Source organism: Kitasatospora sp. NPDC048407, assembly GCF_043200475.1.
Classification (GTDB): domain Bacteria; phylum Actinomycetota; class Actinomycetes; order Streptomycetales; family Streptomycetaceae; genus Kitasatospora.
The window spans coordinates 84,222-95,342 of the sequence record NZ_JBICXW010000004.1 but is presented as its reverse complement, the minus strand read 5'-3'; the positions used below and the strand labels follow the sequence as shown (position 1 = coordinate 95,342).

Here is an 11,121-nt window from a genome sequence, read left to right as displayed (position 1 = left end):
CGGTCAGTTCCTGGCCCGACCGGAGGCCGCCGACTGGCGGGGGATACGTGCCCGGCGGGTGGCCGGCGCGGGTGCAGGGGGTACGACCGGCACGGCTTCGGGACGGGGGCTGCCGGTCTCCGCCGGAACCTGCACCCGCTGGACGGGCACCACCGTCGCTCCAGGCGTGCCAGGCAGGGCCTGCAGTTTTCGGCCGGTGCGGCGCCGGGCGGCTTCCGCTTCGGCCTCGTCTGCCTGCTGACGCAGCAGCATCGCCTCGTCGTGCGCCAACGGCACACCCGCCTCCGCGGCCCGCCGGTACCAGTCCAGGGCGCGCTCGGTCTGGCGGCGATCGGCCAGCATGCGGGCGGCCGCCAGCAGGGCGTCCCGCTCGCCGACCTCGGCGGCCTTCGCGTACCAGTCGAGCGCCTCGTCGATCCGGCCCCGGTCCTCCAGCATCTCGGCCGCTTCCGACACCGCCTGCCGGTCCCCGGAGTCGGCGAACCGCTGCACCCATCCGATGGCCGCGTCCGTACTCACCGAGCCAGACAGCATCCGGGACGCCTCGCGCAGACTGGCCTGACCGGGCCGGTCCGCCGAGCTCAGCAGCAGGTTCGCTTCGAAGTACCGGCCGCCGGCCTTCAGCAGTTCCACCGCATCGAGCAAGAACGCGGCGGTGGCCTCGGCGTCTTCGGCGGGTGCGGCCGGTGCGGCTGCTACGGCCGGTCCGGGGAGCGGATGGGAACGGGAGCGGGGCCGGTCGGAGACCGTGGCCGACCGCCGGTCGAGCTGCTCCACCACGCGGGCCGCCTCCGGCAGTACGCGACACCCGCCGGCCCTGGCGGCGGCGCGGTGCCAGGTGGCGGACTCCCGCGACCGACCGAGTTCGCCCAGCAGCCGGCCGAGTTCACGCATCGCGTAGGTGTCGCCCCGGTTGGCGGCGAGCGTGTACCAGTGCACCGCCCGGTCGCGGTCGCCGTTCCGTTCCAGCATGTCGGCCGCCTGGAACAGCGCCGCCTCGCCACCGGCCTCGGCCGACCTGCGGTACCAGCTCAGCGCCCCGGCCAGGTCACCGTCCCGTTCGCACTGTTCGCCGCGCTCGCGCAGGGCGTGGTGGTCGCCGATGTGCGCGTACCAGGGCAGATTGCCGTACTGGCCGTCTCTCGCGAACAGCGCCGCGGCCTCGTACCAGGCCGTCTCGTCGCCGGTGGCCGCGGCCCGTTCGTACCAGGCCGCGGCCTCGTTGATCCGGCCCACCCTCTCCCACACGTCTGCTGCCTCATGCACCGTGGTGACCCCCTGTTCCCACGCGCGTTCCCACCAGGCGATTGCCTGGTCCGTTCTCCCGGCCGCCGCGCAGATCCTGGCGCAGGCGGCGGGTGCCTCGGGATGTCCGTCGGCCGCTGCCCGCTCGAACCGGCCCAGGGCCTCGTCCGTGCGGTCGAGCCCGAGGAGTAGCCGCCCGGCCCGGTAGTGGGCGGCCGGATGGCCGGCTCCGGCGGCGGTGTCGAACCGCTCCAGTGCCGCGTCGATCTCGCCGGTGCGGCCGAGGAGTTCGGCACTCCGGCAGAGTGCTTCGGTGTCCCCGGCCCGGGCGGCCCGTTCGTACCAGCCGACGGCCCGTTCGTGCTGCCCGTCGCGTTCCAGCAGTTCGGCTGCTGTCACCAGCGCCCCCGGCACGCCGACTTCGGCTGCCGCGCCGCACCGGTCGACGGCCTCCGCCGTCCGGCCGGAATCGGCGAGCAGGGCGGCGGCCTCCAGCAGCGCGGTGTGGTGGCCCGCTGCGGCGGCCGAGGCGAAGAGGCCGAGTGCTTCCTGTGCGTGCCCGCGCAGCGCTGCGGCGCGGGCGAGGACAGGCTGGTCGGCGGGGTGGGCGTGCCGCGTCAGGCACTCCCAGAGGCCGGGCGGCACGGCGCGGCTCTCCCGTTCCGGCCGCAACTCCCGCACCAGCGCCTCGGCCAGGCGTACCTCGGCGTCTTCGTCGCCGCCTCCGGTCAACGCCGGACCGCCCGATATCCGGCCGGCCGTCACCAGCGCGCCGCCCGTCTCCAGGCCATCGACGCGCAGGTACGCCCATGCTTCGGCGGCCCAACCTGCTCCGAGGGCGCCCCGCTCGCACTCCGTCAGGTAGTGCGGGGCGGCGGCCGTCAGCAGGGCGGCAGGCAGGGTGGAACGGTGGCCGAGGCGCAGTGTGTCCAGTGCGGCATCGACCAGCGCCCTGGCGGCGGGCGGCCCCGACCGGTAACGGTGCACCAGCCGAGGGCCGGCCGGTTCGGCTCCGTCGCGGGTGCGACGACGTCCGGTGGGCTGGGCGTCGCCGTCGGTCGGGGTCTCGGCAGCCGACCGGGTGTCCGGTGCCGACTTCCGCCCGGATCGGCCCGGCCTCGTCGCACCAGTGCCGTGGTGGGCCCGGTCGGCGTCCCTCAGGGCGGCCCAGTAGCGGGCCCGTCGCACCGGGCGGCCGGCGGCACGGGCCAACTCCCCTGCCACGATGGCCAGCCGGTCGATCTCGCGGGGCACGGAGCGCCCGGACAGCCACCCGTTGAGAGTGGACGGGCCGATCCCGCCCAGCCGGGCCAGGCTTCTCTGAGTGATCGTCCGGCCTCCGGACCGGCGGGCCGCTTCCCAGAGCATGAGCAGTTCGCGCAGCACCGCGGAGTGGGCGGCACGTCCCCTCATCCGCACGTCAACTGCCATGCCAGCTCCCCGGCCGGACTCGGGGCAGATCTTCGAATCCGTCCCTCTGCGTGCAGGGTACGCATTCCGGCACCCCGTCGTACCGAGTTCTCCGGGAATCACCTGCGGGATCGGCGATCCTGCCCCCATCCAGGCCCGTGACCTGCTATGGGACCCTCGGACCGCCCCATGACTCGGTGAGTGTGGGCGCGCGCAAGAAACGCGCGCCCGGTCGGACCGCCGGGCGACCGGGTCAGTGCCGCTGCCGCAGAGCCGTCAGAACGGCATCGGCCATGCCCTGCTGGCCCTGGGCGTTCGGATGGATCGGGGCCAGGCCACCTGCCGCACCGAGGGGTTCGATCCAGCGAGTGCCTTCCGCCTCGCACATGTCATGGCCGGTGGACGAAGCATAGGTGTCGACGAAAGTCACCCCGGCCGCTTCGGCCCGTTGGCGGAGCATGGCATTCAGCTGCTGCTCCTGCTCGGTGACGAATCCGATGTCGGCTGCCGCGATGCCGTCCCCCAGCGTCTTGGAGCACCGGGCCGGGTCCTGCGGCAGCAGCGCCGGGTAGCCGATCAGCAGGACCTTGGCCTGTGGCGCCCGCCGCTTGACCTCGCCGAGGGCGGTCGTGAGCCGCTCGCCGGTGTCCTGCACCTTCCGCTGGACCTCACCGCGCCCACCACCGGTGGTGTAGTAACTGCGGCAGGGCGCGTCGCTGCCACCGCCGATCAGGCTGTGCCGGACGTTCTCCAACGCGCAGCGGCCCAGGACGTCGAGGAATCCGGCGTCGTTCCCGCCCACGCCGAGTGTGACCAGGCGGGTCGCCTGGCCAACGGCGTCCAGCTGGGGCGGGTTGACCCCGTTGTCGGTCTTCTGCGCGGCCGTCAGGTCTCCGGTCCGTGCGCCGCTGCAGCTGACGTCGGTGAAGTCCTGCAGGCCGAGCTGCCGGGCCACCAGGGAGGGGTAGTTGACGCCGGACCTGCCACAGCCCAGCGGTGAGCCGCTCTGCGGCGGGATCCGCAGGCCGGAGGTATAGCTGTCCCCGAGTGCCACGTACGGCCCGGTGATGGGCGTCGCGGAGGGGCTGGGGGTCGCTGCCCGGTCGGGGCCGGGCTTCGGGGAAGTCTCGGCGGCACTGCACGCTGCGGTGCTGATCAGCACCGCCGTGGTGGCGGCCAGCAGGCGGCGGCGCACCTACTCCGCGCCGCGCTCGTGCTCGGCGAGGAACTCCTCGAAGCGTCGGCCGAGCTCGTCGGCCGAGGGCAGGTCGGTGGTCTCGGCCAGCAGGCTCTCGCGATCGGCGGGGCCGGAGACCGCGTCGTACTGGCTCTCCATGCCCTGGATCGCGGAGCGCAGCTCGCCGTCGCCCTGGGAGAGTTGGTCCTCGATCTCGGCGTAGACCTCGTTGACCCGCGCGCGCAGTTCACTGCCGGGCATGACCAGGCCGGTCGCGGACTGCACGGCCTCCAGGATCACCACTGCGGCAGCCGGGTACGCGGAGCGGGCGATGTAGTGGGGGACGTGCGCGGCGAAGCCCAGCACGTCGTGGCCGGACTCGGCGAGCCGGTACTCGACCAACGCCTGAGCGCTGCCGGGGACCTGCGCCTGGTCGAACCACTTGGGGTGCCCCGCCGCCAGGTCGACGCGGTTGCCGTGCGGGGTGAGGCTGACCGGCCGGGTGTGCGGCACACCCATCGGGATGCCGTGGAAGGAGACGGCCAGACGGATCTCGAACCGCTCCACCAAATCCCGTACGGCGGCGGCGAACAGCTCCCACTCGGTGTCCGGCTCGGGGCCGGTGAGCACCAGGAACGGCGCGCCGACGGAGTCACGCACCAATTGGAGGAGGATTTCCGGCGGGTCGTAGGCCGTCCAGCTCTCCTGGTCGAAGGTCATCGCGGGACGGCGGGCCCGGTAATCGACCAGCCGGTCGTGGTCGAACCTGGCGACCACCTGCGGGGAACCGTGCTCCAGCAGGTGCGCCACCACCTGGCCTCCGGCCTCGCCGGCGTCCATGAAGCCCTCGAAGTGGTACAGCAGCACCAGGCCGGCACCGGCCTCCGCGGCGGCGCGGGCCGCCGCCAGGGCGGTCACGCCCTGCGGTTCCAGCTCGTACAGCTCCTTGGGATCACGCACAGCGCACCCAACCCCGTTCCGTCTCGTCGTCTCGGAATGTTTTCGGATCTGATCTGTCCAGCGTGCGACGGCTCGCCGGAATTCCCGTCCGCGCGCGAGTCTTCACTCCGTCTCGGGAATCCTCTCACCTCCCGGCAAAGCCGCTGGTGGTGGACGTGGCGAGCGGGCCGAGCGCTAATATGACGGAGCGTCTCGGCGTGCCGAAAGGACCTGCGCGTCCTCGTTGGCGCGCCGCGAAGTGACGCACCGCCTTCTGGCGGGTATCGTCCTCTCGCTGCCTCGCATCGTCGCGTCGTCGCGCCACGCCGTCTGTCACGTCGTGGGCCACGCCCCGGTCCGTTGTGATGCCAGCCATCCATTGCGCACCTTGCCTTCACCTGGCCGCCTGCTTCGCTTCGTGATCTCGTTTCTCCCTCGGCCATCTCGCGGACGCACACTGTCCCGTCGCTCATCCCGCCGGATCGGTCCGTCGACCCGTGTCCGTACCGGCACCGCGCTGCCCGCCTCCGGGCTGCCGACCCGCCGCACGCCCGAGCCTCTGGCGTAGCGCACCCGGGCGGCCGCTTGTCCGGGGCCGGGGCGAACGACCACTGCCCACGCGCCGCGAACCCGGCACGCGGGACCCCGACGAGCCGAAGGACCGAAGGATCCGTGCCCGTACCCGTCACCCTCTACGGCCGCACCGTGCGGCTGGAGCCCCTCGCCGAGCACCACGCCGCGGCCCTTGCCGAGGCCGGCGCCGAGGACCGTACGACCTACGCCTTCACCCCTGTCCCGCACGGCCTTGAAGCCGCCCGGGAGTACATCGCGCGTGCCCTCGCCGACCAGGCGGCGGGCCGGTCAATGCCGTACGCCACCGTGAGTACGGCCGACAGTCGCGTCGTGGGCTCGACCCGATTCCTGGAACTGGACTACTGGCAGGGGCCGCTGGTCTGGCCGCCCGTGCCCGGGATCCCGTACGGCGATCCGCTGGAAGCCGTGCCGGACGCCGCGGAGATCGGGAACACCTGGCTGTCCCCGCGGGCGCAGGGCACCGGCATCAACACGGAGGCGAAGCTGCTGATGCTGCGGCACGCCTTCGAGGTCTGGGGCGTGCAGCGGATCTCGCTGCGGGCCGACGCCCGCAACGCCCGTTCCCGGATTGCCATCGAGCGGCTGGGTGCCACCTCCGAGGGAGTCCGCCGGGCGCACTCGCGCGGCCTGGACGGCGTAGTCAGGTCGACCGCGTTCTACTCGATCCTGGACGAGGAGTGGCCGGCCGTCCGCGACATCATCGAGCTGCGGATCGCCGCCGCGACCTCGCCCAGCGCACCGGATCCGGCGCCGCTCAACCAGGAGTGCCTTAGACACGGCGGCTCCCTGGTCGGCGAGCCTGTGATCGGCAGTTCGCTGCTCCCGGCCGCCTGAGACGGCCTTCCGGCTCCCGTTCCGGCGGGAGCCGGCCCGTCCGGGGCGGGCGTACGGCGGGGTCGGCCCCCGAACGCCTTCCCCGGACGGCTTTCTGCCGTAGTGGGGCTGCGACACTCTGTCGAGTTGTCAAGGAGCGTGGGCCTCACGTGCGTTGGCTCCACCTCCGCTCCGGGGTGTGATCCTTCTGATACTGCGCCAGGTCCGACCCGCCCCTCCGACTCAGCCCTCGCTCGAACCGCCCCCGGTGTCGGACTCCGAGCCGGCCGCCTCGGCGGCGGCGGCCAACTGCTGGAGTGCGGCAAGGTGGGCGGCCAGCGCGGCCCGGCCCTGCCGGGTCGCGGAGAGCCAGGTGCGCGGCCGCTTGCCCACGTAGCCCTTGCGGGCCCGCAGGTAGCCGGTCGATTCCAGGCTCGCCGCGGTTTTGCTGAGCACCGAGTCCGAGACCTGGCAGTAGTCGCGGACCACGGAGAACTCCGCCTCCTGGCATCCACTGAGGAAGGCCAGGACGGTGAGCCTGGTCGGTTGATGGAGGGCTGGGTCAAGCCCGTTCACTGCGCGCTGCTCATGCTCTGCTCCTTGACGTGACGGTTGATCAGGGCGATGCCGGCCCACATCGCCAGTCCGCCGCCGACACCGGCGGCCGCACTGGCCCAGCCCGGATCTCCGGTGGCCAGCCAGGCGACGAGGCCGGACAGCACCGCCGCCAGGACGACGGCGCCGAACGCCCGCAGGGCTTGCGGCGGGAGCCCGCGTTCGACGAGCCCGGCAACGCCGCGGGCGCGGACGGCTGCCCGCACTATCGCGGCCTGCACCAGCACCAGCCCGAGCGGGCACAGCAGTATCAGCCACTGCGCCTGCTGCCCGAAGGACTTCCCGATCGCCGCCCCGTAGGCAGCGAACGAGAGGCCCACACCTGGCCCGTACCACCAGGGAAGCGGCTGTGGCCGCCGTGCGGCGGCCTCGGCCCGCCCGGCGAGGGCGAGCGCCTCGGCGGGGGTCAGAGTGTCTCCGGGCGGCAACCCTTCGACCTCTCCGTACGTGAACTGCTTTTCCTCGGCCATCGAACCCCCGGGCAGCGCGACATCGATCCAGCCTTCTGCCGAATCAATTGCTGCCACTCTGGCACATACTTTCCGCGATGGAAAGTAATTTACCGGCGTGTCGCCGGCAGTGTTGTCAGCAGCGCGAGTCGATCTCCTGGAAGGAGGCGTAGTGGTCGGCGGTCCAGTACTGCTCACCGGCGCTTCCGGTCACCACCCGCCGGGTTCCGCGGTCGTCCGAGCCCGGGGTGACCACGGTGAACTCGTGGTAGTAGCCGTTGTTCTGGCGCGGCAGGCGACTCTCCCGGTTCTCGAAGACGATGCCGTCCGAGCGGTACGGGTAGGGGCCGCCCTTGGCGATCAGCCCGAGGGTGTCGAGGGCCTGCGAGGGCAGTTTGCTGCGGCAGACGTCGGCCAGCGCGGTGTTGGTGGGCACCCAGGTGGGCTGGTCGGCGGGCGACTTTGCCGGGGCGGACGGCTTGGGGGCGCTCGTGGTGCCGTTCCGGGCAGCCGTGGCGGCGGGCGCGGAAGGGGACTTGTCGGCGCTCGGGCTGCCGGTGTCGCCCCCGCCGTTCAGTAGGGCGGTCACTGCGGCGATAAGGCCCGCGACGATCAGGACGGCGAGGCTGATCAGGCGATTGCGGCTGGTCATGACGTCTAGCTTGCCGTACCGACTCACCCGGACGGCGTAACCAGCGCGCACCGGGCGAGGGTCGCGCCGACAGCGGTGGGCCGAGGGCGCAGGAGCACCGCGAGGTCGGACCGGGTAAACGTCGCCGGGGCGGGAGCGGACGCCATTGTCCGTTCCCGCCCCGGCTGCTCCGTACGGCGGCTCTCCTGCGCCGAGCTCCGCCGTACGCCCCTCTTCTTACGGAGGGGTGCGGTCAGTGATCCGCGCTGCTTCGTGTCAGCGCGAGTCGCTTCCCGCCGTCTCGATGGCGGCGCGGCCTGCCTCCAGGCGCGCCACCGGAATCCGGAAGGGGGAGCAGGATACGTAGTCCAGCCCCACCTCGTGGAAGAAGTGGACCGAGTCGGGGTCGCCGCCGTGCTCGCCGCAGACGCCGAGCTTGAGGTCGGGGCGGGTGGCCCGGCCGGCCTGCGCGGCGCTCCGAACCAGCGAGCCGACGCCGTCGCGGTCGATGGTCTCGAACGGGCTGACGCCGAAGATGCCCTTCTCCAGGTAGGCAGTGAAGAACGAGGCCTCGACGTCGTCGCGGGAGAAGCCCCACACGGTCTGGGTCAGGTCGTTGGTGCCGAAGGAGAAGAAGTCGGCGGCCTCGGCGATCTGCCCGGCCGTCACGGCGGCGCGCGGCAACTCGATCATGGTGCCGAGCTTGATGTCGAGGTTGACGCCGGTGGAGGCGGCGACCTCGGCGAGCACTCGCTCACACTCGTCGCGGACCAGCTCCAGCTCCTGGACGGTGCCGACCAGCGGGATCATCACCTCGGGGCGCGGGTCGCCGCCGGCCAGCTTGCGCTCGGCCGCGGCCTCGGCGATCGCCCGGACCTGCATCCCGAACAGGCCGGGAATGACCAGACCGAGGCGGACGCCGCGCAGGCCCAGCATCGGGTTGGCCTCGTGCAGGCGGTGGACGGCCTGGAGCAGGCGCAGGTCGTTCTCGTTCGGGTCCTTGCGGGCCTCGGCGAGGGCGACGCGCACCGACAGTTCGGTGAAGTCGGGCAGGAACTCGTGCAGCGGCGGGTCGAGCAGGCGGACCGTGACCGGAAGCCCGTCCATCGACTGGAAGAGCTCCAGGAAGTCGCCCTTCTGCAGCGGCAGCAGGCTGGACAGCGCGGCCTCGCGGTCCTTGTCGTTGTCCGCCAGGATCAGGTGCTCGACCTCCTTGCGGCGCTCCTCACCGAGGAACATGTGCTCGGTGCGGCACAGGCCGATGCCCTGGGCGCCGTACCGGCGGGCGCGGTTCGCGTCCTCGGCGTTGTCGGCGTTGGCGCGGACCGCGAGGCGGCGGCGGCCGTCGGCGTGCGACATCAGCCGGTGCACGGCCTGGACCAGCCCGCCCTGGACGTCGGCGCCGGCGTGCAGGGTGCCCTCGAAGTACTCGACCACCGGGGACGGCAGCACCGGGACCTCGCCCAGGTACACCTTGCCGTTGGCGCCGTCGATGGACACCAGGTCACCCTCCTGGACGACCTGGCCGTCGGCGGTGGTGAACTTGCGGTTCTTGGTGTCGACCTCCAGCTCCTCGGCGCCGCAGACACAGGTCTTGCCCATGCCGCGGGCGACCACGGCCGCGTGCGAGGTCTTGCCACCGCGCGAGGTAAGGATGCCCTCGGCGGCGATCATGCCTTCGAGGTCGTCCGGGTTGGTCTCACGGCGGACCAGGATGACCTTCTCGCCGGAGCGCGACCACTTCACAGCGGTGTAGGAGTCGAAGACCACCTTGCCGACCGCGGCGCCGGGCGAGGCCGCGATGCCGTAGGCGACCGGCCGGGTCTCGGCGGTGGGGGCGAAGCGCGGGAACATCAGCTGGGCGAGCTGGCCGCCGGTGACCCGGTGAAGCGCCTCGTCCAGGTCGATCAGGCCCTGGTCGACCAGCTGGACGGCAATTCGGAATGCGGCGGCGGCGGTGCGCTTGCCGACGCGGGTCTGCAGCATCCAGAGCTTGCCGCGCTCGATGGTGAACTCGATGTCGCACAGGTCCCGGTAGTGGTTCTCCAGGGTCTGCATGATGGACATCAGCTCGTCGTACGACTTCTTGTCGAGCTGTTCGAGGTCGGCCAGCTGGAGGGTGTTGCGGATGCCCGCCACCACGTCCTCGCCCTGGGCGTTCTGCAGGTAGTCGCCGTAGACGCCCTGGGTACCGGTGGAGGGGTCGCGGGTGAAGGCGACACCGGTGCCCGAGTCCTCGCCGAGGTTGCCGAAGACCATGGTGCAGACGTTGACGGCGGTGCCCAGGTCGTTCGGGATGCGCTCCTGGCGACGGTACAGGCGGGCCCGGTCGCCGTTCCAGGAGTGGAATACCGCGTGGATCGCCAGGTCCAGCTGCTCGCGCGGCTCCTGCGGGAACTCGCGGCCGGTCTCCCGGAGCACGATCGCCTTGAAGGTCTCGACCAGGATCTTGAGATCCTCGGCGGTGAGGTCAAGGTCGTTGACGGTGCCCTTGGCGTGCTTGGCCTCGTCCAGCGCCTCTTCGAACAGCTCGCCGTCGACGCCCAGCACGGTCTTGCCGAACATCTGGACCAGGCGACGGTAGGAGTCCCAGGCGAAGCGCTCGTTGCCGGACTGGGCGACGAGCCCGGTCACCGAGGCGTCGGAGAGGCCGATGTTCAGGACGGTGTCCATCATGCCGGGCATGGAGAACTTGGCACCGGACCGCACCGAGACCAGCAGCGGGTTGTCCGCCTGGCCGAGCTGCTTGCCCATCCGGGCCTCGAGAGCGACCAGGTGGCCGGTGATCTCCTCGTTCAGCGAGGCCGGCTCGGAGCCGGTCTCGAGGAACACCTTGCAGGCGTCGGTGGTGATGGTGAACCCCGGAGGGACGGGGAGGCCCAGGTTGGTCATCTCGGCGAGGTTCGCACCCTTCCCGCCGAGAAGATCCTTGAGGTCCTTGTTTCCTTCGGTGAAGGAGTAAACAAACTTCTGCTGCGCCGCCACGGGTCGTTCTCCTCGCACACGGTTGCCCTGACGCCGGAGAACATACCCATTTCGAAGGCTGTTTAGGGGAGCGAATAGGTCGTACGAGCTGCGAGGCGGGTCATTGACCAGCAGATCGAATGCCTGAATGGGCGTTTGCCTGCGTTGCTGAAATCGTCCGGGTGACGCTAGCGAGCCTTCAAGAAGTGAAGACATCGCCACGTGAAGCTCATGCGAACCGGACACACAGTGACGGCATCGACCCCGCCGCGTTTCCCCGGCTT

Annotated in this window: 8 protein-coding genes; 1 reads left to right on the top strand and 7 read right to left on the bottom strand. The window is 71.6% G+C overall.

Going from position 1 to position 11,121, the window contains the following annotated elements:
- Nucleotides 1-3 precede the first annotated feature (3 nt).
- The 3 genes from ACGFWJ_RS10525 to ACGFWJ_RS10515 all read right to left on the bottom strand — a co-directional run bounded on the left by ACGFWJ_RS10525 (nucleotide 4) and on the right by ACGFWJ_RS10515 (nucleotide 4,792).
- Nucleotides 4-2,676, bottom strand: coding sequence for a hypothetical protein (locus tag ACGFWJ_RS10525; RefSeq protein WP_392947404.1), 2,673 nt, complete (start codon nucleotides 2,674-2,676; stop codon nucleotides 4-6).
- 232 nt (nucleotides 2,677-2,908) lie between these two features.
- Nucleotides 2,909-3,850, bottom strand: coding sequence for an SGNH/GDSL hydrolase family protein (locus ACGFWJ_RS10520; RefSeq protein ID WP_392947401.1), 942 nt, complete (start codon nucleotides 3,848-3,850; stop codon nucleotides 2,909-2,911).
- Entirely contained in the window at nucleotides 3,851-4,792 is a 942-nt protein-coding gene (locus ACGFWJ_RS10515; RefSeq protein ID WP_392947398.1) for a PAC2 family protein, read from the bottom strand.
- A 651-nt stretch (nucleotides 4,793-5,443) separates the two neighbouring features.
- Between ACGFWJ_RS10515 and ACGFWJ_RS10510 the strand changes: the two genes are divergently transcribed.
- Nucleotides 5,444-6,199, top strand: coding sequence for a GNAT family N-acetyltransferase (locus tag ACGFWJ_RS10510; RefSeq protein WP_392947395.1), 756 nt, complete (start codon nucleotides 5,444-5,446; stop codon nucleotides 6,197-6,199).
- Between the two features lie 222 nt (nucleotides 6,200-6,421).
- Here the strand turns inward: ACGFWJ_RS10510 and ACGFWJ_RS10505 are convergent, their stop codons facing one another.
- The 4 genes from ACGFWJ_RS10505 to ppdK form a co-directional block, all read right to left on the bottom strand.
- Nucleotides 6,422-6,754, bottom strand: coding sequence for a transcriptional regulator (locus tag ACGFWJ_RS10505; RefSeq protein WP_387643173.1), 333 nt, complete (start codon nucleotides 6,752-6,754; stop codon nucleotides 6,422-6,424).
- Nucleotides 6,751-7,320 carry a hypothetical protein gene (locus ACGFWJ_RS10500; RefSeq protein WP_392947391.1) on the bottom strand — a complete coding sequence of 190 codons (570 nt, stop codon included), beginning with the start codon at nucleotides 7,318-7,320 and terminating at the stop codon, nucleotides 6,751-6,753. The genes ACGFWJ_RS10505 and ACGFWJ_RS10500 overlap by 4 nt, the downstream gene beginning before the upstream one ends.
- Before the next feature lie 58 nt (nucleotides 7,321-7,378).
- Nucleotides 7,379-7,894, bottom strand: a complete 516-nt coding sequence (locus ACGFWJ_RS10495; RefSeq protein ID WP_392947388.1) for a ribonuclease — start codon at nucleotides 7,892-7,894, stop codon at nucleotides 7,379-7,381.
- Between the two features lie 255 nt (nucleotides 7,895-8,149).
- Nucleotides 8,150-11,053, bottom strand: coding sequence for a pyruvate, phosphate dikinase (gene ppdK, locus ACGFWJ_RS10490; protein WP_392947385.1), 2,904 nt, complete (start codon nucleotides 11,051-11,053; stop codon nucleotides 8,150-8,152).
- Nucleotides 11,054-11,121: the final 68 nt, after the last annotated feature.

What these genes read in the sequence shown, in the direction of transcription:
- ACGFWJ_RS10495 (WP_392947388.1), bottom strand. Translation starts at nt 7,894, where the DNA reads ATGACCAGCCGCAATCGCCTGATCAGCCTCGCCGTCCTGATCGTCGCG.
- ACGFWJ_RS10525 (WP_392947404.1), bottom strand. Translation starts at nt 2,676, where the DNA reads ATGGCAGTTGACGTGCGGATGAGGGGACGTGCCGCCCACTCCGCGGTG.
- ppdK (WP_392947385.1), bottom strand. Translation starts at nt 11,053, where the DNA reads ATGTCTTCACTTCTTGAAGGCTCGCTAGCGTCACCCGGACGATTTCAG.